This window comes from Actinoplanes xinjiangensis (assembly GCF_003148685.1).
Classification (GTDB): Bacteria; Actinomycetota; Actinomycetes; order Mycobacteriales; family Micromonosporaceae; genus Actinoplanes; species Actinoplanes xinjiangensis.
In genome coordinates, this window is record NZ_QGGR01000010.1 from 1 (window position 1) to 25,406 (window position 25,406).

Here is a 25,406-nt window from a genome sequence, read left to right on the forward strand (position 1 = left end):
ATCCAGACCCGCTTGCCACTCCGCGAGCACCGCCCCACCCAACATGACCAGTCAACGAGCGACCGCTGCTCAAGTCGCAACACCGGGTTGCAGTACTAGTAGCCCCCTTGGCCGTCACGTCATGGGCTGAGGGGCGTCCGGACAGAGGCGAACTCGGCTGTCGTGCTGGGCCCGCGTCACCGCTCCCTGCGGGCCGGTGACGCTCTGTCTAGAAGACATGACGGAAATTTCTGCAAATAACTTGACATGATGGTTGCGGAGTGTGAATCTAAGAGCACGCAGCGTCATTGGTGATCGGGGGGTCCCACGGACGCGCGCGGTACCAAACCGGGGGGATGAACGGGGCGGCGGGTTTCGACCTGTCGCCCCGTTCGCTATGCCTGGACGATTTCACCCCACGGTGGGCGGGTCTACGCCCGAGACAGGCCGTGCCGTCCGGACAATCGGCGCGGCACGCTCGCTGATCTCAGATATATCCCTTCATCCCCGGCGGGCATCAGCTGCATCCGTGGAGGTCGCCGGGTGCAGCTGAGGGAACCGAATGGGCGGCGACATCCAGTGAGATCCTCCGGTGGGCCGAGGCGGCTCCCGCGGGGTCATGCCGGGCCAGGGCTGCCGACCGTGTGGTGAGCCTGTCGACCGTGTCGGGCGGGGTGTCGACCGTTATGCCCGGCTCATTAAAAGCTGGGCGTGTGTGCCGGGCCCTTGGGGCTGGCGATGTGAGAGCGCACGATCGGCGATCGTGCGCTTCGGCCATCGTCATCACGCTGATCAGGTCACACACTCGACATTGCGTGAGCGCTCATCGTCGGTATCGCGATGGCAGGCGACCACGAACGGGCATTGTGTGCCCCCGTCGTCGTGGCAAGCGCCCGTCGGCCCGTTGGTCGTGGCCGACGCTCGCTGTGACCTCTCGCCGGGGCAGGCGCCCGTCGGCCCCGTGGGTCGTGGCAGACGCTCGGCAGGCGCCCGTCGGTCCGTTGTCGTAGCAGGCGCTCGCCGTGACGGCCGTCCGGCCACGCTCGGCCCAGGTGAGCAGGGCCCGCGCCGGTCCGCCCGCCACCGCCCCCGTCGGGGACCGCCTGGTGGCGGTTGCGGGCACCGGTCATCGGCGAGGCGGGCGGGCGGGGCGATGCGAGGCGATGCGAGGGGCGGGGCGATGCGAGGGGCGGGGCGATGCGGGGCGGGGCGATGCGGGGCGGGGCGATGCGAGGGGCGGGGAGATGCGGGGCGGGCGAGGCGGGCCGAGGCGGGGCGAGGCGAGGCGGGGCGAGGCGGGGCGAGGCGGGGCGATGGGAAGCGGCAACTCGATGCGACGGGGGACGGGCTAGGCGGGGCGGGCTGAAGGCGCCCGGGTGACGGATTGCGGTGTGACGGTGAGTGGGGCAGCCCCGGTGAGCTTCGCCACGGGACAGACACGTGACGGCCTGGCTTGATGGGCCTGCCTGGGTCGTACCAAATCGGGGTTTTCTGGGTGAAGCTCGTCTTAGAGTGAACCGCTGCTTCGGCCATCCACGGGGGTTCGCATGACTGGCACCGACGGTGATTTCAAGGTCGCAGACCTGTCGCTGGCCGCGTTCGGCCGTAAGGAGATCGAACTCGCCGAGCACGAGATGCCGGGCCTGATGGCGTTGCGGGAGGAGTTCGGGCCGTCGCAACCGCTGCGCGGGGCGCGGATCACCGGCTCGCTGCACATGACGATCCAGACCGCGGTGCTGATCGAGACGCTGACCGCGCTGGGTGCGCAGGTGCGCTGGGCGTCCTGCAACATCTTCTCGACGCAGGATCATGCCGCCGCGGCGATCGTGGTGGGGCGCGACGGCACGCCGGAGAAGCCGGACGGGGTGCCGGTCTACGCGTGGAAGGGCGAGACGCTCGACGAGTACTGGTGGTGCACCGAGAAGGTGCTGCTCTGGCCGGACGGCGAGGCGCCGAACATGATCCTCGACGACGGTGGGGACGCGACGCTGCTGGTGCACAAGGGCGCCGACTTCGAGCGGGCCGGCGTCGTGCCGTCGCCGGAGACCGCCGAGTCCGAGGAGTACGCGGTGGTCCTGAAGCTGCTCGGGCGCAGCCTGACCGAGGACGGCAGGCGGTGGACCCGCATCGCGGCCGGGATCAAGGGGGTCACCGAGGAGACCACCACCGGTGTGCACCGGCTCTACGAGATGCAGCAGGCCGGGACGCTGCTGTTCCCGGCGATCAACGTGAACGACTCGGTGACGAAATCGAAGTTCGACAACAAGTACGGCTGCCGGCACTCACTGATCGACGGCCTCAACCGGGCCACCGACGTGCTGATCGGCGGCAAGGTGGCGGTCGTCTTCGGGTACGGCGACGTCGGCAAGGGTTGTGCGGAGTCGCTGCGCGGCCAGGGAGCCCGGGTGATCGTGACCGAGGTGGACCCGATCTGCGCGTTGCAGGCCGCGATGGACGGCTATCAGGTGTCCACGATCGACGAGGTCGTGACGTATGCGGACATCTTCGTCACGGCGACGGGGTGCTTCGACGTGATCACGCACGAGCACATGGCGCGGATGAAGCACCTGGCCATCGTCGGGAACATCGGGCACTTCGACAACGAGATCGACATGGCGGGGCTGCAGCGGCGCCCGGACGTTCAGAAGATCACCATCAAGCCTCAGGTGGACGAGTGGAGGTTCGCCGACGGGCACTCGATCATCGTGCTCTCCGAGGGCCGCCTGCTGAACCTCGGCAACGCCACCGGGCACCCCTCGTTCGTGATGAGTAACAGTTTCTCGAACCAGACGATCGCGCAGATCGAGTTGTTCACCAAGACCGGGGAGTACCCCGTGGGGGTGTATGTGCTGCCGAAGAAACTCGACGAGAAGGTGGCCCGCCTGCACCTCGCCGCGCTGGGTGTGCGCCTGACCGAACTGACCAAGGAGCAGGCCGCATACCTCGGGATCGCGGTCGAGGGGCCGTACAAGCCGGAGCACTACCGCTACTGAAGAGCGTTTGCAAGTTGCATCGAAGGGTCGCCGCGTCGATATGGTGACCACGTGGCGAGGCCGACTTCGACAGCACGCCGGGAGCTGGGCAGTGAACTGCGCCGGCTCCGCGGTGAGCGCCGTGCTGTCGACGTGGCGACGGCGCTGGGATGGTCCGAGTCGAAACTGAGCCGGATCGAGACCGCGCACACCGGGATCAGCGAGCCCGACCTGGACCGTCTGCTGACCCTCTACGGGGTCGCGGTGGAGGACCGGGGACGGCTGCGGGGCCTGGCCCGGCGCGGGCGGGCACGGGCCTGGTGGACGCCGTACCGGTCGTCGGTGCCGGATCCGTACGACGAGTATCTGGCCCTGGAGGCCGAGGCGGTCCGGATCTTCGAGTGGGAGGCCCAGGTGGTCCCGGGCCTGTTGCAGACCGACGAGTATGCCCGGGCGGTGATCGAGACCGGCGCGGACATCGACGACTCGGCGATCATCCAGCGCCGCCTCGCGCTGCGGATGGGCCGGCAGAACACGATGAACCGGGTGCCGCCGCCCACGCTGCGGATCGTCGTCGACGAGGGGGTCCTGCTGCGCCAGATCGGTGGGCCGGCCGTGCAGCGGCGCCAGTTGACCCGGCTCCATGAGGCGAGCAGCCGCCCCGGGATCGAGTTGTTGATCCTCCCTTTTGAGGCGGGCGCGCACGCCGGACTGATCGAGTCGTTCATGGTCCTGGAGTTCGCGCCCGGCACCAGGTCACCCGTGGTGCACATCGAAGGGCTGACCGGCGGCCTCTTCCGGGTGAAGCCGGAGGAGATCGACGTGTACCGCGACGCCTTCGATGACCTGCAGGAACGCGCATTGTCGCCAGAAGAGAGCCGAACGGCCATCGCCCGGTCGAGGGATCGGATCGGCCGTTGACTCCTCGCCGTGGGGTCCAATGGAGAAGCATTCCACGGTAAAGGGAGACGATCATGCAGGACACCACACTGACCTGGCGCAAGAGCAGCCGTAGTGGCGCTGCCGGGCACTGTGTCGAAGTCGCCGAGGCGCCCGCCACGGTGCTGGTTCGCGATTCCAAGAACGTCACCGGCCCGGTGCTCAGCTTCGGCTCCGGTGACTGGACCGGCTTCATCGCCGGTGTTCGCGCGGGAGAGTTCGACCGGCCCGGCATCTGATCGCTGATCGCGTGCCACGGGCGGTCCCGGACCGGGACCGCCCGTTTTTCTATCGCTGAAGGTAGGCTCCCGGGCAAGATCGGCCCCCAGGTAACGCGAAGACCGGGAGGACAGTGCAATATTGGACCGCATGAGAGCCCGGGTACTGGTCGTCGATGACGACCCAGCGTTGGCCGAGATGCTCGGCATCGTTCTGCGCAGCGAAGGCTTCCTCCCGTCCTTCGTAGCGGACGGTGAACGGGCCCTGGCCGCCTTCCGGGAGAACCGCCCCGACATCGTCCTGCTCGACCTGATGCTTCCGGGCATGAGCGGGATCGACGTGGCTCGCGCGATCCGCGCCGAGTCGGGTGTCCCGATAGTCATGCTGACGGCCAAGAGTGACACCGTGGACGTCGTGCTGGGCCTGGAGTCCGGCGCCGACGACTACGTGGTCAAGCCGTTCAAGCCCAAGGAGCTGGTGGCCCGGATGCGGGCCCGGTTGCGCCGGGGCGAGGACGCCGCGCCGGAGATGCTGACCATAGGGCCTCCGGGGAACCAGATCACCATCGACGTGCCGGCGCACACCGTGTCCCGGGACGGCGAGGAGGTGAAGCTGACGCCGCTGGAGTTCGACCTGCTGGTCGCGCTGGCCCGCAAGCCGCGTCAGGTGTTCACCCGCGAGGTGCTGCTGGAGCAGGTCTGGGGTTACCGGCACGCCGCCGACACCCGCCTGGTCAACGTGCACGTGCAGCGACTGCGCGCCAAGATCGAGCCGGATCCGGAGCGGCCGGAGATCATCCTGACGGTCCGTGGTGTCGGCTACAAGGCGGGCACCGGCTGATGCCCGCGAGCGGCTAACCTTGCCGCGAGATGCGTGCTCCTGCCTGGCTCCCCATGCCCGTGCGCCGTGCCCTGCGAGTGGTGCGGCGCTACTGGCGCGTGATGGTGCGATATGCGACGCGATACACGGCGCCGGCCCGGCGGGCCTGGCGCCGGTCGCTCCAGCTGCGGGTGGTGGCGATCACCCTGGTCGCCTCCAGCCTGCTGGTCGGCACGTTCGGTGGCTACATCGCCGACCGCAGCGCCGAGATCCTCCTGAGCCGGGCCGAGGACGAGGCGTTGTCGGCGCTGAACACCAAGGTGAAGTTCGCGCGCGCCCAGCTCACCCTCTATCCCCAGGCGCGTGACCCGGAGCTGCCGAGCGCGCTCACCGACCTGGTCAACCAGCTCTTCGAGGGTGAGTCCACGGCCCGTGGCAACGCGGTGATCTCGATCCGGGCCGAGGGCTGGCCGGATCTCAAGGCCGTCGTCGTGCCCGAGGAGGTCGACACCCGGGACCTGATCACCCCAGGGATGATCAAGGCGGTCTCCGGCGAGGGCGGCGGGGTCAGCAAACAGATCCGGACCGCCGAGATAGGCGGCGAGACGATCAAATATCTGGTGTACGGGTCACCGGTCACCACCCGCTTCGGCCAGGTCGAGCTCTACTACATGGTTCCGCTGACCAGCGAGGACCAGGACGCGAACCTGATGGGCACCACGGTGCTCGCCACCGGCCTGGCCCTGGTCATCCTGCTCGGCGTGGTGGCGGCCCTGGTCACCCGCCTGGTGGTGACCCCGGTGCGGGTCGCCGCCCGGACCGCCCAGCGGCTCTCGGCCGGCCTGCTCGACCAGCGGATGAAGGTCGACGGCGAGGACGATCTGGCCCTGCTCGCGGCCGCGTTCAACCAGATGGCGGCGAACCTCCAGCGGCAGATCGTCCGGCTCGAGGAGATGTCCCGCCTGCAACGCCGGTTCACCTCGGACGTGTCGCACGAGCTGCGGACACCCCTGACGACCGTACGGATGGCCGCCGACCTGATCTTCTCCGAGCGGGAGGAGTTCGACCCGGCGGTGGCGCGCAGCGCCGAGCTGCTCCAGGCCGAACTGGACCGCTTCGAGGAGCTGCTCACCGACCTGCTGGAGATCAGCCGGTTCGACGCCGGTTTCGCCGCGCTGGACGCGGAGCACACCGACCTGGTCCCGATCGTCGAGCGGGTGGCCGAGCGGCTCACCGGGCTGGCCGAGCGGGCCGGTGTGGAGTTGCAGCTGCGCCTGCCGGACGCCGCGGTGATCGCCGAGGTCGATCCGCGGCGGGTGGAGCGGGTGCTGCGTAACCTGGTGGGCAACGCCGTCGAGCACGCCGAGGCGAAACCGGTGCAGATCACCATGGCGACCGACGACGCGGCGGTGGCGATCACCGTGCGCGACCACGGCATCGGCCTGAAGCCGGGCGAGGAACGCCTGGTCTTCAACCGGTTCTGGCGGGCCGATCCGTCCCGGGCCCGGCAGACCGGCGGCACCGGCCTCGGGCTGTCCATCAGCGTCGAGGACGCACGGCTGCACGGCGGCTGGCTGGAGGCCTGGGGTTCGCCCGGCGAGGGCGCCCAGTTCCGGCTCACGCTGCCGGTGCGGGCCGGCGACCGGCTGGTGGCCGCGCCGCTGCCGTTGATTCCCCGGGACCGTACCGCGGAGGTGAGCTGAGATGGTTCGTCGTGTGCTGGCCGGCGCGGCCGTCGCCGCGCTGCTGCTCGCCGGGTGCGGCATCCCCGACGACTCGGACGTGACCGTGGTCGGGCCCGGCCCGTCCACCGGCACCTCCTCCGGGGAGGGCGGTCTGCGGACCCGGATCACCCGGGACTCGACGAGCGACCGCCTCCAGTTCGTCGCCAACTATCTGCGTGCGGCCGCGGGGGAGTACGACGGGGCCCTGGACCGGGTCAAGCAGTTCATGGCGACCAGCACCCGGGACGGTTTCAACCCGCCGGCCGCACCCCGCGTGATCCGCCTGACCGACAAGCCGCTGGTCAACTCGACCGAGGACCGGGTGGAGATCTCCTATCAGCTCCTCGGCACCCTCGGTAAGAACGGGATGCTGGAGCCGTCGCCCGAGCTGGTCGAGGACAAGTACGAGCTGGTCCTCGGCGAGGTCGCCGGCGAAGGGCTCTACGTGGTGCAGGCGCCACCGTTCCTGCTGCTCAGCGACACCGCCGTGACGGAGTACTACGACGAGCGCACGATCTACTTCTGGAACACCGACCGGACCGGCCTGGTCCCCGACGTGCGCTATCTGCTGCGTGAGGTGCCCATCGAGCAGGAGCCGACGATCATCCTGAACTGGCTGATCGGCGGGCCCGCCCCGTGGATCCAGGACGCGGTGGAGCCCCTGCCGGACGGCACCAAACTGGAGAACAAGGTGCCGGCCATCGACGAGGACCGGCTGCAGATCAAGCTGAGCGCGCAGGCGGTGCCGACCGAGGGCGCGGTCGAGGCCATGGAACGCCTGCGCATGCAGTTGCAGTGGTCGCTGCGCCGGCTGCTACCGGATTATCTGGACCTGACGGTCGGCCACCAGCAGCCGCGGAGTTACTCCGGTCAGGACTTCATCTCCAGCAACCCGGCGTATCGGCTGGTGCCCGACCCGGAGCGGTATGTGATCTACGACCGTACCGTCCGGCGCCTGGTCGAGGCGGCCCGTCCCACCTCCGACGCGGTGCCGGGCCTCGCGCCGGAGGACAACAAGGACGTCTCGCGGGCCGCTCTGAGCACCTCCGCGACCCACCTGTTCGCGGCCCTGGTGACCGGCTCGGGGAAGAACGAGCGGCTCCGGGTGGGCAGCGCGGGCCTCGGCGGCCGGGCCGGGCTCAAGGAGATCCCCGGCCTCACCGCCGGCCTGGGCACGCCGGTCTGGGCGATCACCCCGGACAACGACGTCACCGGCGCGGTCGGTCTGATCGTGTCGGGCGGCCGGCTCTGGCGTTTCCGGGCGCAGGGCGGCCCGGTGCAGGAGGTCTCCGCGCCCGGGACGTCCGGGCAGATCACCGCGATCACGGTCGCGCCGGACGGGCACCGGGTGGCACTGGTGGTCGGCGGACGGCTCTACCGGGCGGTCCTCAACCTCAGCGGCGACGGGCTGGCCCTCACCGGCCTCCAGCAGGTCTTCTCACCACTCACGTCGGTCACCGCAGTGGACTTCAGCGGTGAGGGCTGGCTGGCCGTGGCCGGAGTGAGCCGCGGCGGCCGGACCTCGATGATCTACACGTCGATCGACGGTGTGCTTCAGGACCCGGTGCTCCAGGACATGGGCAACGACGTGGTCACCTACCTCACCTCCTATCCGGCGAACCCGTTGGTCAAGCCCAACAGCGACGGCTCGGTTCTCTTCTCCACCTCGAACGGGAGGAACGCGTTCGAGGCCCTGTCGTCGCCGGTGCAGATCGCGGCGAAGGACCTGGCCGGCCCGACCGGAGAGCCGCGGCCCGAGGTGGTTCCCGAAGCGCCGTTCTTCCTCAACTGACGAGCGAGTGACATGGTCTTCTCGGAACTCGCCGATCTCGTCCTGCCGGGCGCCTGCGCGGGGTGCGGGGCGGAGCGGGTACGGCTCACCTACGGCACTTGTGCGGCCTGTGTGACGGCGCTGGAGTCGCTGCGGCCACGGGCGGCCCTGCCCAGCCCGCCGCCGGCCGGTTTTCCGGACTGCGTGACGGTGGGGGCGTACGCCGGGCCGTTGCGGGGCGCGCTGCTGGCGTACAAGGAGAAGGGTCGTCACCGGCTCGCCCGGCCGCTCGGGATGTTGCTGGCGGCGGCGGTGGCGGCGCTCGCACCGCGGGACCGTCCGGTGACGCTCGTTCCGGTCCCGTCGACCGCGGCGGCCCGCCGCGAGCGGTACGGCGACCACATGGCCCGTCTCGCGGGGCACGCGGCCGGGCGGTTGCGGGCCGCCGGTTACCGGGTGAATGTCGTACAGCCGCTTCGCGCCCTGCCCCGTCCTGACTCAACGTCACTGGATGCATCCGAACGGGCGACTGTAGCTGTCAATTCGCTGCGAATGATGCCCCGAATCGGCAATCCCCTCCGCGACGGTAGATCACGAGGCACGCTGGTGGTGACGGATGACATCGTCACCACCGGCGCCACTCTGGCGGCGGTGGCGCGCCGGCTTGAGGAGGCGGACATGCAGGTCACAGGTGCCGCAGTGCTCGCAGCGACGGAATTGCGCGGAATTCGCACCGGCATTCCCCTGTGACCGCGCCCCGGTCTGCCGATAGAGGCCGATGTCAGTCTTCGGTTATCCCAAACGAGGGGTGACTGGCGGGCATAGGCGGGATAGCGTCTAGGTGACGAGGGCGAGCACGCAGACTCGCCCGCCACCGGGAGCGCCTCAGTCGCACCGGAAAGGAGTCGTCTCACTCTCATGGGCCGCGTCCGGTAGTTGATCATGACGCGGTGGTTTTCACCCAGTAGCCGGCCAGGCCGCGAATCGGCGCCGGCAAGCACTTAGCGTTGGGGGAGGTCACGAGTGGACATTGTCGTCAAAGGCCGCAACGTAGAGGTTCCCGACCATTATCGAGAGCATGTCGCCGACAAGCTGAGCAAGGTCGAGCGTTACGACCAGAAGCTGATGAGGGCGGACGTGGAGCTCTTCCACGAACGCAATCCGCGACAGTCCGACACCTGCCAGCGGGTCGAGATCACCGTCAGGACCAAGGGCCCGGTGGTACGCGCCGAGGCCCAGGCACAGGATTTCTACGCAGCCCTGGACTGCGCCATCAACAAACTCGACGCCCGGCTGCGCCGTTCCGCCGACCGGCGCCGGGTGCATCGCGGAAGGCACGCGCCGGTCTCCGTCGCCGCGGCCACCGCCAATCTCCCCACCGACCTGACGCACGGCCGGACCGCGACGCTCACCGAGCCGGCTCTCGAGACGGAGCCGACCGAGCACGACGAGGACCAGCCGTGGCGCATCGTGCGGGAGAAGGAGCACTCGGCCGAGCCGATGACCGTCGACGACGCCCTCTTCCAGATGGAGCTCGTCGGCCACGACTTCTATCTGTTCCATGACAAGGACAGCGGCCGGCCCAGTGTGGTCTATCGCCGCCGCGGTTACGACTACGGCATCCTCAGCCTAGGTATGTGAAGCGCTCCCGCCGGAGGCCTGTGCGAGCAGGTCTCCGGCGAGGAGCACGTACTGGACGTCGTCGGTGCGCGTGCCGTCCGGACCGGGCAGACGCGAGCGCAGGTATGCCTCGCGGGTGAAACCGGCCTTCTCCAGCACCCGCTGCGACCCGGTGTTCGTCGGCAGTGTCCCGGCGATGAGACGGGCGATCCCCGTCTCGGCGAAGGCCCAGAGAGCGAGAAGTTGCGCGGCGCGAGAGGCGAAACCCTTCTTCCGGTACGCCGGGAGCATGCTGTACCCGATCATCGCCTGACCGGTCGGCGGCTCCTGGTAATACAGGCCGATGTCGCCGGCCCGTGCCCCGGTCGCGCCGTCGAGGATGACCAGGTCGGCCCGGTCACCCGCCAGCCAGTGCGCCTGCGCGCGGGCGCACCGGCGCCGGATCTCCTCGGCCGATTTCTGCTCCGGCGGCACGCTGGTGGCGATGACGTCCGGCACGTTGTGCAGCTCGGTGTAGAAGTCGATGTCCTGCTCCCCGAGCGGTCGGAGAGTGACCACGCCGTCGGACAACTCGCCGCCGGGCAGATCGGGCAGCAGGCGCAGCGCGGGGGTCTCCGGGTCGTCCGCCAGGCGGGAGTAGACCAGCAGCTCGGGATGACCCCGGCGGACCGACTCGCGGGTGTAACCGGCGGCCAGGGCGACCCGCTGGGCCACCGGGTTCTCCCACTCGATCCGCATCTCCAGCCGGTCACGCCGGGTGAGCATCACCCGGCTGAACTCACGCACCGCCGTGGTCGCCACACCCCGCCCGCGGAACTCCGGTATCACCTCGAAGGTCAGGATTCCGTGTTCGAGCCCGATGCGCCCGAGAACGTCGCCGGTGCGCCCGTCGACGATCGTGTCGCCCCGGAAGCGGATTCCGCCGCCGGCACCCGCGTCCTCGACCCGTACTTCGGTGTTCTGATCCACATGGCCATCCTCTCCGGGACGCGCCCGGCCATCAAATACGTTTCCGACAAGTCGAAGGCTGCGCTTTCAGCGAACTTCGGGGAGACTTTCGCCCGGTTTGCGAGCTTCCCCGGAGGCCAGGGTCACAGGTCCAGGGCGAAGGTGCCTACGATGGTTCGGCAGACTGTCTAGGGGAGCGTTGACCCGTGTCGATTTTGGAAAAGATTCTTCGCGCCGGCGAAGGCCGCATGGTGCGACGGCTCAAGGCGATCGCGGACGCGGTCAACTCGATCGAGGACGACTATGTCGATCTCACCGATGATGAGTTGCGCGAATGCACCCAGCAGTTCAAGGAGCGTTACGAAGAGGGTGAATCACTCGACTCGTTGCTGCCAGAGGCCTTCGCGGTCGCCCGGGAGGGCGCGAAACGGGTGCTCGGCCAGCGGGCGTATGACGTCCAGCTGATGGGTGGCGCCGCGCTGCACTTCGGCAACATCCCGGAGATGAAGACCGGTGAGGGCAAGACCCTGACCGGTGTGTTCCCGGCCTACCTCAACGCGTTGAGCGGCAAGGGTGTGCACATCATCACGGTCAACGACTACCTGGCTCAGCGTGACGCCGAGTGGGTCGGCCGGGTGCACGTGTTCCTCGGCCTGACCGTCGGCGTCATCCTGCCGAACCGGCCGGCCGCCGAACACCGTGCCGCATACCAGTGCGACATCACGTACGGGACGAACAACGAGTTCGGCTTCGACTACCTGCGCGACAACATGGCGTGGTCGAAGGACGAGCGGGTGCAGCGCGGGCACCACTTCGCGATCGTCGACGAGGTGGACTCGATCCTCATCGACGAGGCGCGCACCCCGCTGATCATCTCCGGCCCGGCCGAGCACTCCCAGCGGTGGTATGGCGAGTTCGCCCAGATCGTCGCCCGCCTCCAGCCCGGCAAGGACGGCGAGGGCGACTACGAGGTCGACGTCGCCAAGCGGACCATCGCGGTCACCGAGCGCGGCGTCGCCAAGGTCGAGGACCGGATCGGCATCGACAACCTGTACGAGTCGGTGAACACCCCGCTGGTCGGCTACCTGAACAACGCCATCAAGGCCAAGGAGCTCTACAAGCGCGACAAGGACTACATCGTCAGCCCCGAGGGCGAGGTCCTGATCGTCGACGAGTTCACCGGCCGCATCCTGCACGGCCGCCGCTACAACGAGGGCATGCACCAGGCCATCGAGGCGAAGGAGGGGGTGGAGGTCAAGCAGGAGAACCAGACCCTCGCGACCGTCACCCTCCAGAACTTCTTCCGCCTCTACGAGAAGCTCGGCGGCATGACCGGTACGGCACAGACCGAGGCCGGCGAGTTCAACAGCGTCTACAAGGTCGGCGTCGTCAGCATCCCGACGCACCGCCCGATGATCCGGATCGACCACCCGGACGTCATCTACAAGACCGAGCGGGCCAAGTTCAACGCGGTCATCGAGGACATCGCCGAGCGGCACGCGACCGGCCAGCCGGTCCTCGTCGGCACCGTCTCCGTGGAGAACTCGGAGATCCTCTCCCAGCTGCTGCGCCGCCGTGGCATCCCGCACAGCGTGCTGAACGCGAAGTTCCACGCGCAGGAGGCCACGATCATCGCGCAGGCCGGCCGGAAGGGCGCGGTCACGGTGGCCACCAACATGGCCGGTCGTGGCACCGACATCCTGCTCGGCGGCAACCCGGACTTCACCGCCGCGGCCGAGCTGCGCCAGCGCGGCCTCGACCCGGTGGAGAGCCCCGAGGAGTATGCGAAGGCGCTGGAGGAGATCCTCCCGGAGGTGAAGTTGGCCACCGAGCAGGAAGCCGCGGAGGTGACGGCGGCCGGCGGTCTCTACGTGCTCGGCACCGAGCGTCACGACTCCCGCCGCATCGACAACCAGCTGCGTGGTCGTTCCGGCCGGCAGGGTGACCCGGGCGAGTCCCGGTTCTACCTGTCGCTTCAGGACGACCTGATGAAGCGGTTCCGGGCCGGCGCCGTCGAGGCGGTCATGGAGCGCTTCAACATCCCCGAGGACGTTCCCATCGAGTCGAAGATGGTGAGCAAGCAGATCCGCAACGCGCAGACCCAGATCGAGGCGCAGAACGCGGAGATCCGCAAGAACGTCCTCAAGTACGACGAGGTGATGAACAAGCAGCGGCAGGTCGTCTACGCCGAGCGCCGGCGCGTGCTCGACGGCGAGGACATGCACGAGCAGGTCACCCACATGATCGACGACGTGGTGGCCGACTACGTGAACGCCGCGACCTCCGACGGTTTCGCCGAGGACTGGGACCTCGACGACCTCTGGACCAACCTCAAGCGGCTCTACCCGATCACCCTCACCCTCGACGACATCGTCGAGGAGTCCGGCGGCGAGCGGGGCACGCTCGACCAGGAGTACCTCCTGGCGCAGCTGAAGCAGGACGCGCAGGCCGCGTACCAGGCCCGCGAGGACGAGCTCGGCTCCGAGGCGATCCGCGAGCTGGAGCGCCAGGTGCTGCTCGCGGTGATCGACCGCAAGTGGCGTGAGCACCTCTACGAGATGGACTACCTCCAGGAGGGCATCTCCCTGCGGGCCTACGCGCAGCGCGACCCGGTCGTGGAGTACCAGCGCGAGGGCTTCGACATGTTCAACCAGATGATGGAGGGCATCAAGGAGGAGGCGGTCGGCCTCGTCTTCAACCTGGAGGTCCAGGTCGAGGAGGCGCCCCCGCCCGTCACGCTGGACCCGAGCCAGGCCTTCGAGCTGCCCCGGGTCGGCGACGTGCCGGACGACGAGCCCGAGCGGGTCGAGGTGCACGCCAAGGGCCTCAACACGCCCAGCCGCCCGCAGAACCTCCAGTACACGGCCCCGACGATCGACGGCGAAGCCGGTACCGGCCGCCCGCAGGTCCAGCAGGAGCCGCCGGTCGCGATCGGCCCGGGCGGCTCGCCCGTCCCGGTCGGCCCGGCCCACACCGCGGCCGGCTCAGCGGGGAACCGCTCCTCCAGCGAGTCGAACGGCCCGTCCCGGAACGCGCCGTGCTACTGCGGCTCGGGCAAGAAGTACAAGCGCTGCCACGGAGCGCCCGGAGCGGTCTGACCCTTCGCAGCGCGACGGCCCGTGTGGGTCCGGCTTCGGCCGGTCCACACGGGCCGTTCGCTTTGCCCGGCATCCGTCGCGGGGCCTCCGGCCGACGCGAGCTCTCCCACCTCGCCCTCCGCCTGCCGGCCGTCCTCCGCGCCGCCGAGCACTCCCGCCGCTGCCGCTTCTCCGCTTTCCCCCGCTGAGCTTCCCCGCCGCCGTTTCGTGTTCGCCGTCAGCCGCCGCCGGGGCTTCACCAAGTGACGTTGATCGCCTCCGCTCGTTCCGGGGAGCCCGTGGGTAGGGCTGTGCCGCGGCGGAGAGCGATGCTGCGTGGACGGCCGCCGCTCGCGGTGGGGTCTTGGCGAGCGGCGGCTGGCCGCGTCCGCCGGGCCTGCTGAAGGCGTCAGCCGCAAGCTTCAGCTGCAGGCATCAGATGATCAACAAGGTGGTCGCGGCCCAGCTCTGCTGGTGCAGTTCGAGCCGGAACGCCATCGCCCAGGTCCGGTCCCCGGTGACCAGGGTGACCGCCGCCTCGACCGCGCCCGCACGAGGCTCGCAGAGCACCACCTTGATCACGCCCACCGGTGACCGACGGGCCGACGGCTGTCGCGTCTTCCGCAAGTCGGCCGCCCGGCGTGCCCCGGCCAGCCCTTGGGCGACGACATCGGCCGCCTGTGACGGCAGCGCGAGCCGCCGCAGGTGGGCGGCGGGCCGGAATCCGTTGAGGACCTCGACACAGAGCCGCACGAACCGGCGGACCGCGAGCTTGGCATCGCCGGAGGCCCCGGCCACGACCGGTGGCTCGACGACGGGCGGTGGGGCCGCCGATGGATTGTCGGCCGGCCACTCCAGCGTCAGCTGCCGCGACGACGTCCAGACCTGTGGCGTCGCCTCGTCGTCGAACGGGGGTTCATACCGGGGAACCGGGCGCAGGCGAATCGTCGCCCCGGACCCGGTGGGTGCCATCTCGACCGCCGAGCGCATCTCCACCGCCAATTCTTGCGTTTGGCTACGTTTGCCTTCGATAGCGTCGAGTCTTGCCTAGATGCTACGGCGGCGGCAACCGTCGCTCATCGATCGTGAAGAGGTGCAAAAGCCATGATGCTGCCAAATGACATCGTCGTCGGCGCCGACCCGACGGGACAGGCCCGGCACAGGGCCGACGCAAGGATCCGCGGGTGGCGGCTGGTGGTGTCCGCGTCGTGCCGGCGGCGGCGTCCCGATCAGGCGAGGGGATGGACCCGTGTCGGGCAGGCGGCAGCTGCTGTGTCTTGCAGGCTAAGCGCCGGCATCTGGCCGCCTGTGGCGTTCGTGTCGTGCTCGCAGCAGTGGCTGCGGCGGCCGGGAAACGATTCGCGTCGAGCTCGCCGGAAGGGCGGGCGGAGAGGCCAGGGGAGATGCGGGCGGAGAGGCCAGGGGAGATGCGGGCGGAGAGGCCAAGGGAGATGCAGGCGGAGAGGCCAAGGGAGATGCGAGCGGAGGGGCCTGCGAGAAGCAGGCGGGGATGGGCCAGGGGAGTAGCGGGCGGAGGGGCCCGCGAGAAGGCGGTGGAGAGGCCTGCGGAGAAGGCGGCCGGCGCGGGGCCCAAGGAGAAAGGTTGGCGGAGAGGACGGGCGCAAGGCCTGCCGAGAAGGGCGGCGGAGAGGTTCGAGGGGGTCGGAGTGTCGGCCCGGGGCCGGCTGTCATCGGGCCTGTCGGGCCGGGGCCGGCTGTCATCAGGCCTGTCGGCCCAGGGCCGGCTGTTGTCGGGCCGAGAAGAGCGGGTGGCGCCGCATTGCGCGTGGTCAGTCCGTCTCGCGCTCGGCCAGTGGGTTGTCACGGACCCATACCGCGGTCTCCGCATACTTGCCCGCGATGTACTCCTCCAGCTTGGTCCGCTCGACCCGCCACTGGCCGCGGCCACCGATCTTGATCGCGGGCAGCTCGCCGCTGCGGACCATGTGGTAGACCTGCGAATCCGAGACGTTGAGCTCGGCCGCCACGTCGGACAGCAGCAGGAAACGCGGCTCGGACACGAGATCTCCTAACGACAGCCTCAGTTTGCCACCGTTTGCCGCCGACCGCCTATCCCGGCCCCGAGCCGCCCCGATTCGGAGACGCCTGGTGAAATGGTGCACTCGGCGAACCGTGTGGACGGTGTACTGTCCGGGACCGCAGAACGCGCCGCGTGCAGGAGGAAGACGTGCCGATCACCGATCTGGTCCGGGTTTATGTGCCGGCCACGTTGCCGATGCTCGCCGCGCTGCGGGCTGACGGGCGGCTCGGCGACCAGACGACGACCGCGCACGCGGTGACGCCCGCACTGCGGGAGTGGTATGCGGAGGGTGACGAGGAGGAGCTGGAGTATGTCGCCTTCACCCGCGCCGCGCAGGGCGCCCTGCAACTGCTCCGGCACGACCCGGCCGCGCCTCGCCGACGGGTCGTGATCTCGGCCGACGTGCCCGCCGCCAGTCTGACCCGGGAGGACACCGAGCTCGGGTCGAGTACCGTCCGCCTGCCGCAGGCGGTGCGCCTGGCCGAGGTGGCCAGCATCCACGTCGACGGCGGCGATGCCGAGGAGGCGGTTGCGGAGGCCGCAGGCGTGGTCGAGGAGGCTCTGGCCGGCGACCCGGATGCTCAATTCACCGTCGACAGCGCCGAGGATCACGAGCTCGAGTGGTACGCCGTCTCCGAGCTGGACGAGCTGCTCTGAGACCCGGCGCCCGGCGCCCGCGACAAGACTCCGGCGCGAAGGCGAAGCGACACCGTTCCGGCACGAAGGCGGACCGAAACCGCTCCGGTACGAAGGCGAATTAACACCCCTCCGTCATGGAGACGGGCGACACCGCTCCGGCATGGAGGCGGGTCGACCTGGCGTTTCCTAGGCGCCGGCCTCGCTCTTGTCCCGCGGAGTCTCGGCTGCGCCCTTCACTCGGGTGCCGGCCCCACCGACGTCCTGGGTCTCTGGCTGGGCACTGTCCTCGGCCTGGGCACTGTCCCGGCTTTCGGGCTCGGCACCGTCCGGGGTCTCAACCTCGGCACTGTCCCAGCTCGCCCGGTCGGCGCGGGCTCGGGTTCCGGTGTCGGTCGTGGCCGCGGCCTCCTCGGCGGGGGAATCGGCCTCGTCGGCCGGTGAGCCGAGCGTCCGGCCGACCGCGAAGATGGCGGTCAGGGCGCCGGCGAAGAGGACGATCAGCGCGTTGTTGAGGCGGGCCGTGCTGAGGAGCTCCTGAACCGTCCGTTCCAGCTCGCTGACCTTGCCGGCCAGTTCCAGCACCTTCGCCCCCGCGGTGCGGGAGAGCAGCTCGCCGATCACGAGGAGCATGCCCGGTCCGGCGCCGGCCAGCGCATACATCGGCCAGCGAAGGCCGGTCGCGGTGTCGTCCGCCGCGGGGGAGGACGCGTCGCGCTGCCGGGCACGGCGCAGCAGGGCGTAGGAGATGAGCCCGGCGGCGAGTCCGCTGAGGGCCGCCTGACTGTACGAGAACCACTGTGCCGCGTTGGCCGACGACGCGGTGTCGCCCGCCCCGAAGGCGTTGAGCACCGGTTCCTGGAAGAGGTTGAGCACGAATCCGATCAGGAAGACACCGACCGACGCCGCGGCGGCAGCCGCGATCACCCGGGGGAGCCGCAACCCGGCCAGTGCGCCACCGATGGTCGCCGCCGCGGCCACGGTGCCGCCGACCGCCGCGTAGATGGTGCCGAGGGTGTTGATCGTGATGATCGGGATCGCGCTGACCACGCCGACGAGCAGCCCGGACCCGGTGGCCACCGCGAACCGGGCGGTCGCGCCGAGGGTCCACCGTCCGCTGACCAGGGTGAGGACGAGCAGTGCCACCGCCGCGCCGGCGACCAGGTCGGCGGAGACGGCACCGGGCAGCGCATAGGCGGTGGAGGTGACCTCCATCGCGGCGTCCGCCCGGCTGGTGATGCTGGCCCGGGCCGACCAGAGCATCGCGGCGGTCCACCCGACGGCGGCGACCGCGAGCAGCGCCACGGTGAGCCGGGACTCCTCGATGGTCTCCGGGGCGGTCTGGCGGTCAGTCATGGGGCTCAGGGTAACCGGCTCGCCCGCGCACGCCGACGGGCCGTCCGGAGGGGTGTGACGATGGACTGTCGCCGTCCGGGGGCCGGTCCGGAGGCCACGGAATCCCGTCGGGGACCGGCTCGAGGACGGTGGGAACCCACCGGGGACCCTCCGAAAGGGCGGCTCTTCGGATGGCGGTATTCGCACATGGGGAGACCGTGGGCGGTTAGCGCCGATTGTCTGGTTTTGCATGGCGAATCGCGGGGTTTCACGAATTTCCTGCCCGCAACGTGTCGTCTGACCGTTTGCCTGCGCCATATTACCTGGTCAACGTCGTTTACACGGCCGAAACGCCCGATCCGCACGCTCGTTGTCGGACTGTCTGTGCGGGACAGTCGTTTGTGGAGGCGCAAACTGGACGGATCGGGCTAAATCCTGGACGGGGGCGCTACAAAGTGGCAGCTTATTAGGCATGCCCGACTTCCAAATCAATCCGACGGCGGCTGCCCTTCTCGGCCTCCTCCATGAGGGGTCGATGACCGGTGGTCAGCTGATGGCGGCTGCCGAACGCCGCCTCGGGCCCTACTGGTCGATGACGCGGAGCCAGGTCTACCGCGAACTGCCCGTACTGGCCGAAATGGGTTACGTCCGTCTCGGAAAGCCGGGCCCTCGATCCAGTCAGCCCTACGCCATCACCGCCTCCGGGAAACGAGCCTTCACCCGGTGGCTGGCCGAGTCGCCGGGCCGGGACGCGCTGCGTAACCCGGTCGCTCTCCGCGTCGCCTTCGGCCAGCAGCACAGCGGCGACCAGTTGCAGACGCTGTACACCCATGCCAACCAGTACCACTCGGAAGCCATGGCGATGGCGAAGGAGCAGGCCAAGGAGGCCAAGAAGAACGGTGACCCGTTCGGCGCGGCGGCGCTGGAGTTCGCGGTCGCCTATCACAAGGCCGCACTCAGCTGGCTCAAGGCAGCTCCGACGAGTTGAACGGACCGCCCCGGCCAGCAATCTGGCCGGGCGGCGTAGTCTTGAGTGTCGTGACCGCTGCCGACTTTCCCGAGCAACTGAAGGCCCTCGACGCGACCCTGCGCAACATCGAGAACGTCCTGGACGTCGACAAGCTGCGCCGGGACAAGGCGGACCTCGAGGAGCAGGCCTCCGCCCCCGACCTCTGGGACGATCAGGCCCGCGCCCAGGAGGTGAACAGCCGCCTGGCGTACGTCTCCGGGGAGATCTCCAAGCTGGAGCGCCTGCGCTCCCGCCTCGACGACGCCGGCATTCTTCTCGAGATGGCCGAGGACGAGGGTGACGCCGGCTCGGTCGCCGAGGTCGGCGACGAGCTGGTCACGCTGACCAAGGCGGTCGAGGAGATGGAGGTCCGCACTCTTCTCTCCGGGGAGTACGACTCGCGTGAGGCCCTGGTCGCGATCCGCGCCGGGGCCGGTGGCGTGGACGCCGCCGACTTCGCCGAGATGCTGATGCGGATGTATCTGCGCTGGGCCGAGCGGCACGGCTACCCGACCGAGGTCTACGACACCTCGTATGCGGAGGAGGCCGGCCTCAAGTCGGCGACCTTCACCGTCAAGGTGCCGTATGCCTACGGCACCCTCGGCGTCGAGTCGGGCACCCACCGGCTGGTCCGGATCAGCCCGTTCGACAACCAGGGCCGGCGCCAGACCAGCTTCGCCAGTGTCGAGGTGATGCCGGTGGTCGCGCAGACCGACAGCATCGAGATTCCGGAGAACGAGATCCGGGTCGACGTCTACCGCTCCTCCGGTCCCGGTGGGCAGAGCGTCAACACCACCGACTCGGCGGTCCGGCTGACCCACATCCCGACCGGCATCGTGGCGTCGTGTCAGAACGAGAAGTCGCAGCTGCAGAACAAGGCGGCCGCCCTGCGGGTGCTCCAGGCCCGGCTCCTGGAGCGCAAGCGCCAGGAGGAGCAGGCCAAGATGAACGATCTGCGGCAGGACACCACCGGCTCGTGGGGCGACCAGATGCGTTCGTACGTCCTGCACCCGTACCAAATGGTGAAGGATCTGCGCACCGAGTTCGAGACCGGTAACCCTTCGTCGGTCTTCGACGGCGATGTGGACGGGTTCATCCAGGCGGGTATCCGCTGGCGTAAGCAGAACCAGATCGCGGGCTGATCTGTCGGTGACGCAGTGCAACCCGTCCTGAACGGTGAGTCAGGCCGGGTTGCGGTCGAATGTGCCGTTACCGCAGGTCGTGAATATTCCCGGCCCCGGCGGGCTTGGCGTTTTCGTTACACCGCGTAGACTCCAGTCCCGTGATTCAGCTCGAGAACGTGACGAAGACGTATCCGAAGGGGTCTCGGCCGTCGCTGGACAATGTCAGCGTCGGGATCGAGAAGGGTGAGTTCGTCTTCTTCATCGGCCCCTCCGGTTCCGGCAAGTCGACGATCATCAAGCTGTTGCTGCACGAGGTTGCCCCGACCAGCGGCAAAGTAATGGTGAACCAGAAGGACGTGACCACACTGCGGTCCTGGAAGGTGCCGCACTTCCGGCGCTCGATCGGCTGCGTGTTCCAGGACTTCCGGCTCCTGCCGAACCGTACGGCGTACGAGAATGTCGCCTTCGCCCTTGAGGTGATCGGCAAGACCAAGGCCGTGGCCCGGCGCGTGGTGCCCGAGGTGCTGGAGCTGGTCGGTCTGGGCGGTAAGGAGCACCGCTACCCGCACGAGCTCTCCGGTGGTGAGCAGCAGCGTGTCGCGGTGGCCCGCGCCTTCGTCAACCGCCCGCTGATCCTGCTGGCCGACGAGCCCACGGGTAACCTCGACCCGGACACCTCCATCGAGATCATGCGCCTGCTGGACCGGATCAACCGGACCGGCACGACCGTCGTGATGGTCACGCACGACTCCAACATCGTCAACCAGATGCGCCGCCGGGTCATCGAGATCGAGAGCGGACGGATCGTCCGTGACCAGGCGCGCGGTGTTTACGGTTAAGCCCGGCTCCGCCCCCGTAACGAAAGCTGAATCTGTGACACGCGGAGTCCTGGAAGGATCCCCCCGATGCGCGTGAAGTACGTACTCAACGAGGTCCTGGTGGGCCTGTGGCGAAACGTCACGATGACGGTCGCCATGATCATCACCATGTCGGTCTCGTTGAGCATGCTGGGCGCCAGCGTGCTGCTCTATATGCAGGTCGACCAGATGAAGGACTACTACTACGGGAACATCCAGGTCTCCATCTTCCTGACCGAGGACATCACCGACGGTCAGAAGGCGAACATCGATCAGGCGATCACCGGTAGCGACCTGGTCAAGGACAAGACCTATGAGACCAAGGAGGACGCGCTCAAGCGCTTCCAGCAGCTCTGGGCCGACTCACCGGACTTCGTGAACGCGATCAACGCGGACAGCCTGCCGGAGTCGTACCGGGTGACGCTCAAGAACCCGGAGCAGTACAAGGACTTCGCCAAGGTGCTCGAGGGCATGCCCGGGATCCGGCAGATCATCGACCAGAGCGACATCCTTGAAGAGGTCTTCGACATCTTCAACTCGATCCAGCTGGCCTCACTGATCGTGGCGGGTTTCATGGCGGTGGCCGCCTTGCTCCTCGTGGGTAACACCATCCAGGTCGCGGCGTACAGCAAACGGCGTGAGGTCGCGGTGATGAAACTCGTCGGCGCCTCGAACTGGTTCATCCAGGCGCCGTTCGTCCTGGAGGCGGTGGTCGCCGGTCTGATCGGCGCGATCCTAGGGTTCGTGGCGCTCTTCATCGCCAAGGTGGTGCTGCTGGACAACAAGCTCCAGGCGCTCACCACGATCCTCACACCGATCCCGACCAGCAACGTGATGCTCATGCTGCCGTTGCTGGCCGGCGTGGGCGCCCTGGTCAGTGCCGTCACCGCGTGGGTCACCCTGCGCTTCTACCTGAAGGTCTGATCACCCGATCGCGTTCGTACCGATGGCCGCATTCCTGTCCGGGGATGCGGCCATCGGGCGATTTGGGGCTTTGGGGCGATTAGTCGCGGTAGCGTGGCGCGGTGAGGTATCGCCAGCTGGATCGCCTGATCGCCGCCTGCCTCTGCTTCCTCGTCGGCATCGCGGGGATCGTCCTGACCGGACCCCGGCCCGCCGTCGCGGACCGCAACGACGACGCGGCGCGCGCCGTCCGCCGGGCCGAGGCACTGCTGGAGAACGCGAGCGCGGCCGCCCGGACCGCCGCGACCAACCTCGCCCGCGCCACCGCCGCCCTCCCGGCCGCCCAGAACCGGATCGCCACCACCCGCGGCGTGGTCGTCGCCACCCGCGTCCAGGCGGATCTGGCCCGCCGCAACGCCGACGCCGCCCGCAGCCGGTACCAGCGGGTCGCCGCCGACTACGAGGCCGCCGACCGACGGCTCGACGAGGCCCGCGCCCGGGTCGACGAGATCGCGAGCGTCAGTTACATGGGCAGCCGCCTCACCCGGTTCAACATGCTCGCCCGGTCGACCGGCCCACAGGACCTGATGGACCGGCTGGGGCTCGTCGAGCACCTCCGGACGCGGGAGCAGGAGGAGGTCCGTACCCTCTTCGGCGCCCGGCGGGAGGCCCGCGCCGCGCAGGACCGGGCCGGTGCCGCGCAACGTACCGCCGAGGCCGCCGAACGGGCCGCCGTCGCCAAGCTCCGCGCGGCGCAGGACGCCCAGGCCGCCGCCCTCCGCGCGCGGCAGGCGCTCAACCACCTGGTCCTCGCCCGGCAGGCCGCGCTGCGGGCCGCCGAGGCGCAGCGCACCACCGTGCTCGCCCAGTACCGGGCCGCGGTCCGGGCCGAACAGCGCGTCCGGTCGGCCGTGCGCGGCTGGGAGAACCGGGGCGGTGTCGGCAGCCGCTACCCCGGCGGGCACCTGCTGATGCCCGTCCGCGGCTGGAAGAGCAGCGACTACGGCAACCGGTACGACCCGTACTACCGGGTCTGGCAACTCCATGCCGGCACGGACTTCGCGGCCGGGTCCGGCAGCCCGATCCGGGCCGCGGCCTCCGGCCGTGTCATCCAGGCCGGCTGGAACGGCGGTTACGGTCGGTACACATGCATCAACCACGGGCGATTGAGCGGGTACGGGTTCACGACCTGCTACGCCCACCAGTCCCGGATCCACGTCGACGTCGGCGAGTACGTCCGCCGGGGCGAAGTGATCGGGCGGGTCGGCAACACCGGCGCCTCCACCGGGGCGCACCTGCATTTCGAGACCCGGTTCGGCGGGGAGCCCCGCAATCCGCTCAATTACCTGCCCGGCTGCCTCTGCTGAATCCCGGGTAGTCTTTTCCCTCATGCCACGGGAACAGGGCCGCAAGGTCGTCGCCTCCAACCGCAAGGCGTACCACGACTACGCCATCCTCGACACCTATGAGGCCGGCATGGTCCTCACCGGCACCGAGGTGAAGTCGCTGCGCGCCGGCCGATCGTCGCTGGTCGACGCGTTCGGCCACGAGAAGGACGGCGAGATCTACCTGCACGGGATGCACATCCCGGAATACACGCAGGGCACCTGGACCAACCACGAGCCGCGCCGCGTCCGCAAGCTCCTGCTGCACCGCGAAGAGATCCACAAGATGCTGGGCAGGATGCGTGACGACGGCGTCACCCTGGTGCCGCTCTCGGTCTACTTCCACAACGGGTACGCGAAGGTCGAACTCGGCGTCGCCAAGGGTAAGAAGAGCTACGACAAGCGCCAGGACATGGCCAGCCGGGACGCTCAGCGGGAGATCAACCGGGCGATGGGCCGCCGCGCGAAGGGCATGGACTGACGGGTATTCTCGCCCGCCAGGCTTTGATCTTCGCCCGATCCGCTGTTGCCCCGTCCTCCGCCGACGTGCGATCTTTCGCTGTCGTCCGCTCTTCCGCTGCCATTTTCGATCTTCCGCTGCATGAGGGAGAACCACCCGTTGGCGAAGCATGCCATCCGTCAGTTCATCCTGGCCCGCCTCGTGCTCGGCTCCGCCGCCACGATCCTGCTCGCCCTCGTCGTGTGGGTCGCCGTCGTCGCCGGCGGATCGGGTGGCAGCGGTGACCCGCTCCTGGTCCAGCCGACCGCCGACCTCCAGGCCGCCGCGGGATCGTTGCCCGCCGCCGCGCCGTCGGCCGAGTCGGCCACGGTGACGCCGTCGGTCACCCCGTCGGCCGGGGCCTCCGGGTCCGCGTCACCCTCACCGTCCGCGCCCGCCTCGGCGTCGGCCTCCCCGTCGGTGAAACCCAGACCCTCCAAGAGCGCCAGCCGTACGCCGAGCGCCTCCCCGTCCCGCGCCGCCAGCCCCACGCCCACCCCGGACGTCTTCGCCGCCACCTACTCCACCAGCGCGAACTGGCGCGACGGCTTCATCGCCGCGGTCCGGATCGTGAACAACGGCTCCACGCCCCGCGACTGGTCGGTGACCCTTACCTACCCGTCCAGCGCCGGCATCGAGGTGCGCGGCGCGTGGAACGCCACCGCCGGAGTCAGCGGCAACACGGTCACCCTGCGAGGTAAGTCCCTGGCCGGCGGCGGCTCGATCACCGTGGGCTTCCAGGGCACCAAGGACATCGGCGACGCGGTGAAGCCGGTCACCTGCTCCGTCAGTGGTGGTTCCTGTCGGATGAGTTAAGATTGCGGGGCTGTGACACAGACATGGGGGTGACTGGTTTCGACTTCGTACGTGGAGACAGGGGAAGCGAGCCGAGGAAGCCGACGTCGTCTCGAGAATCGGTCGTCGGAAACTTATAAGCGCCAACTCTAAGTTTGACGCTGACCAGTACGCTCTCGCCGCCTGAGGCAAGTAGCGTGGTCTGTCGGTCTGGGAGCGCCTCCGTCCCAGCTGCCGGCATCAGCTAGGAGGCTGGCCAACCGGTCCCGGTCACGGGGACCGCACGGCGAGATTAATCAGTGACTGGGCCCGTCGTCCGAACTTGCTCACGTGAGTCGGAGGGCCGAGTAGGGACATAGTGAGCTGCGCTCGGAGAAGCCCTGACAAAACAACGAAGGACCCGGGTTCGATTCCCGGCACCTCCACGGCATTCGGCCTCCCTGCTCGCCAAAAGCGCGAGCCGGGGGGCCGTTTCGGTTTGTCTGCTCCGGGGGCCGAGCCCCCGGAAACCCCGCATCACGGTGGGCACGGCAGGCGGTTTCGTTCCGCTCAGCCCGTGCGTGGTGGATGGGTACGGCCGGTGTGGGGCCGGACTCATGCGAGGCCGAAATCTTGCGCGATCGACTCGTTCACCTCGTTGGAGTCCCGGCCGTCTGCTGCGACGAGTTCACCGGCGAGGGAGCCTCTACCGACCTGATCAACCCAGCGGTTGAGCGGGATCACCTTGGCGATGAGTGTGCCGGCCTGAAGGTGA

General features: G+C 69.0%; 21 protein-coding genes and 1 other RNA gene. 18 read left to right on the forward strand and 4 right to left on the reverse strand.

Going from position 1 to position 25,406, the window contains the following annotated elements; genetic code table 11:
• Positions 1-1,526 precede the first annotated feature (1,526 nt).
• The 8 genes from ahcY (at position 1,527) to hpf (ending at position 10,064) form a co-directional block, all read left to right on the forward strand.
• Positions 1,527-2,972 carry an adenosylhomocysteinase gene (ahcY, locus tag BC793_RS22435; RefSeq protein WP_109595314.1) on the forward strand — a complete coding sequence of 482 codons (1,446 nt, stop codon included), beginning with the start codon at positions 1,527-1,529 and terminating at the stop codon, positions 2,970-2,972.
• A gap of 51 nt (positions 2,973-3,023) precedes the next feature.
• Positions 3,024-3,872 (forward strand): helix-turn-helix domain-containing protein, encoded by an 849-nt coding sequence (locus BC793_RS22440; protein WP_109595316.1) that lies wholly within the window; start codon positions 3,024-3,026, stop codon positions 3,870-3,872.
• A 53-nt stretch (positions 3,873-3,925) separates the two neighbouring features.
• Positions 3,926-4,129: a DUF397 domain-containing protein gene (locus tag BC793_RS22445; protein WP_109595318.1), complete on the forward strand. Its 204-nt coding sequence runs from the start codon at positions 3,926-3,928 to the stop codon at positions 4,127-4,129.
• Positions 4,130-4,259: 130 nt separating this feature from the next.
• Positions 4,260-4,949 (forward strand): MtrAB system response regulator MtrA, encoded by a 690-nt coding sequence (mtrA, locus tag BC793_RS22450; RefSeq protein WP_109595320.1) that lies wholly within the window; start codon positions 4,260-4,262, stop codon positions 4,947-4,949.
• A gap of 101 nt (positions 4,950-5,050) precedes the next feature.
• Positions 5,051-6,631: an MtrAB system histidine kinase MtrB gene (gene mtrB / locus BC793_RS22455; RefSeq protein ID WP_239170285.1), complete on the forward strand. Its 1,581-nt coding sequence runs from the start codon at positions 5,051-5,053 to the stop codon at positions 6,629-6,631.
• Position 6,632: 1 nt separating this feature from the next.
• Positions 6,633-8,444 carry an LpqB family beta-propeller domain-containing protein gene (locus BC793_RS22460; RefSeq protein WP_109595324.1) on the forward strand — a complete coding sequence of 604 codons (1,812 nt, stop codon included), beginning with the start codon at positions 6,633-6,635 and terminating at the stop codon, positions 8,442-8,444.
• A 12-nt stretch (positions 8,445-8,456) separates the two neighbouring features.
• On the forward strand, positions 8,457-9,173 hold the full coding sequence (locus tag BC793_RS22465; protein ID WP_109595326.1) for a ComF family protein: 717 nt from the start codon (positions 8,457-8,459) through the stop codon (positions 9,171-9,173).
• A 273-nt stretch (positions 9,174-9,446) separates the two neighbouring features.
• Entirely contained in the window at positions 9,447-10,064 is a 618-nt protein-coding gene (gene hpf / locus BC793_RS22470; RefSeq protein WP_109595328.1) for a ribosome hibernation-promoting factor, HPF/YfiA family, read from the forward strand.
• On the opposite strand, the gene BC793_RS22475 is transcribed toward hpf, so the two are convergent.
• Positions 10,053-11,012, reverse strand: coding sequence for a GNAT family N-acetyltransferase (locus tag BC793_RS22475; RefSeq protein WP_239170282.1), 960 nt, complete (start codon positions 11,010-11,012; stop codon positions 10,053-10,055). The genes hpf and BC793_RS22475 overlap by 12 nt on opposite strands.
• 185 nt (positions 11,013-11,197) lie before the next feature.
• Between BC793_RS22475 and secA the strand changes: the two genes are divergently transcribed.
• Positions 11,198-14,089, forward strand: coding sequence for a preprotein translocase subunit SecA (gene secA / locus BC793_RS22480; RefSeq protein ID WP_109595330.1), 2,892 nt, complete (start codon positions 11,198-11,200; stop codon positions 14,087-14,089).
• Between the two features lie 414 nt (positions 14,090-14,503).
• On the opposite strand, the gene BC793_RS22485 is transcribed toward secA, so the two are convergent.
• Both BC793_RS22485 and BC793_RS22490 read right to left on the reverse strand, forming a co-directional pair.
• On the reverse strand, positions 14,504-15,058 hold the full coding sequence (locus BC793_RS22485) for an Rv3235 family protein (RefSeq protein WP_239170284.1): 555 nt from the start codon (positions 15,056-15,058) through the stop codon (positions 14,504-14,506).
• Positions 15,059-15,858: 800 nt separating this feature from the next.
• Entirely contained in the window at positions 15,859-16,089 is a 231-nt protein-coding gene (locus tag BC793_RS22490) for a helix-turn-helix transcriptional regulator (protein WP_109595332.1), read from the reverse strand.
• 173 nt (positions 16,090-16,262) lie between these two features.
• Between BC793_RS22490 and BC793_RS22495 the strand changes: the two genes are divergently transcribed.
• On the forward strand, positions 16,263-16,766 hold the full coding sequence (locus BC793_RS22495) for a DUF6912 family protein (protein ID WP_109595810.1): 504 nt from the start codon (positions 16,263-16,265) through the stop codon (positions 16,764-16,766).
• A 168-nt stretch (positions 16,767-16,934) separates the two neighbouring features.
• On the opposite strand, the gene BC793_RS22500 is transcribed toward BC793_RS22495, so the two are convergent.
• A complete protein-coding gene (locus tag BC793_RS22500; protein WP_239170281.1) occupies positions 16,935-18,101 on the reverse strand; it encodes a hypothetical protein in 1,167 nt (388 codons plus the stop codon).
• A 451-nt stretch (positions 18,102-18,552) separates the two neighbouring features.
• Here BC793_RS22500 and BC793_RS22505 point away from each other — a divergent pair, with 451 nt between their 5' ends.
• From BC793_RS22505 to ssrA, 8 genes are all read left to right on the forward strand, one after another.
• Positions 18,553-19,068: a PadR family transcriptional regulator gene (locus BC793_RS22505; protein ID WP_109595334.1), complete on the forward strand. Its 516-nt coding sequence runs from the start codon at positions 18,553-18,555 to the stop codon at positions 19,066-19,068.
• A gap of 50 nt (positions 19,069-19,118) precedes the next feature.
• Complete coding sequence (gene prfB / locus BC793_RS22510) at positions 19,119-20,231, forward strand: peptide chain release factor 2 (protein ID WP_109595336.1); 1,113 nt, start codon at positions 19,119-19,121, stop codon at positions 20,229-20,231.
• 140 nt (positions 20,232-20,371) lie between these two features.
• Positions 20,372-21,052 (forward strand): cell division ATP-binding protein FtsE, encoded by a 681-nt coding sequence (gene ftsE / locus BC793_RS22515; protein WP_109595338.1) that lies wholly within the window; start codon positions 20,372-20,374, stop codon positions 21,050-21,052.
• A 66-nt stretch (positions 21,053-21,118) separates the two neighbouring features.
• Positions 21,119-21,994, forward strand: coding sequence for a permease-like cell division protein FtsX (gene ftsX, locus BC793_RS22520; protein WP_109595340.1), 876 nt, complete (start codon positions 21,119-21,121; stop codon positions 21,992-21,994).
• Positions 21,995-22,095: 101 nt separating this feature from the next.
• Positions 22,096-23,340, forward strand: a complete 1,245-nt coding sequence (locus tag BC793_RS52355; protein WP_109595342.1) for a M23 family metallopeptidase — start codon at positions 22,096-22,098, stop codon at positions 23,338-23,340.
• A 22-nt stretch (positions 23,341-23,362) separates the two neighbouring features.
• Entirely contained in the window at positions 23,363-23,839 is a 477-nt protein-coding gene (gene smpB, locus BC793_RS22530; RefSeq protein WP_109595343.1) for an SsrA-binding protein SmpB, read from the forward strand.
• Positions 23,840-23,959: 120 nt separating this feature from the next.
• Positions 23,960-24,673 carry a cellulose binding domain-containing protein gene (locus BC793_RS22535; protein WP_109595345.1) on the forward strand — a complete coding sequence of 238 codons (714 nt, stop codon included), beginning with the start codon at positions 23,960-23,962 and terminating at the stop codon, positions 24,671-24,673.
• A 25-nt stretch (positions 24,674-24,698) separates the two neighbouring features.
• Positions 24,699-25,080: a transfer-messenger RNA gene (gene ssrA / locus BC793_RS22540) on the forward strand.
• Positions 25,081-25,406: the final 326 nt, after the last annotated feature.

Excerpts from the sequence above, each read along its gene's own strand:
- BC793_RS22445 (WP_109595318.1), top strand. The coding sequence starts at position 3,926 with ATGCAGGACACCACACTGACCTGGCGCAAGAGCAGCCGTAGTGGCGCT.
- BC793_RS22505 (WP_109595334.1), top strand. The coding sequence starts at position 18,553 with ATGCCCGACTTCCAAATCAATCCGACGGCGGCTGCCCTTCTCGGCCTC.
- BC793_RS22465 (WP_109595326.1), top strand. The coding sequence starts at position 8,457 with ATGGTCTTCTCGGAACTCGCCGATCTCGTCCTGCCGGGCGCCTGCGCG.
- BC793_RS22500 (WP_239170281.1), bottom strand. The coding sequence starts at position 18,101 with ATGACTGACCGCCAGACCGCCCCGGAGACCATCGAGGAGTCCCGGCTC.
- BC793_RS22460 (WP_109595324.1), top strand. The coding sequence starts at position 6,633 with ATGGTTCGTCGTGTGCTGGCCGGCGCGGCCGTCGCCGCGCTGCTGCTC.
- smpB (WP_109595343.1), top strand. The coding sequence starts at position 23,363 with ATGCCACGGGAACAGGGCCGCAAGGTCGTCGCCTCCAACCGCAAGGCG.
- BC793_RS22535 (WP_109595345.1), top strand. The coding sequence starts at position 23,960 with ATGAGGGAGAACCACCCGTTGGCGAAGCATGCCATCCGTCAGTTCATC.
- ftsX (WP_109595340.1), top strand. The coding sequence starts at position 21,119 with ATGCGCGTGAAGTACGTACTCAACGAGGTCCTGGTGGGCCTGTGGCGA.
- mtrA (WP_109595320.1), top strand. The coding sequence starts at position 4,260 with ATGAGAGCCCGGGTACTGGTCGTCGATGACGACCCAGCGTTGGCCGAG.
- ahcY (WP_109595314.1), top strand. The coding sequence starts at position 1,527 with ATGACTGGCACCGACGGTGATTTCAAGGTCGCAGACCTGTCGCTGGCC.
- mtrB (WP_239170285.1), top strand. The coding sequence starts at position 5,051 with ATGGTGCGATATGCGACGCGATACACGGCGCCGGCCCGGCGGGCCTGG.
- BC793_RS22485 (WP_239170284.1), bottom strand. The coding sequence starts at position 15,058 with ATGCGCTCGGCGGTCGAGATGGCACCCACCGGGTCCGGGGCGACGATT.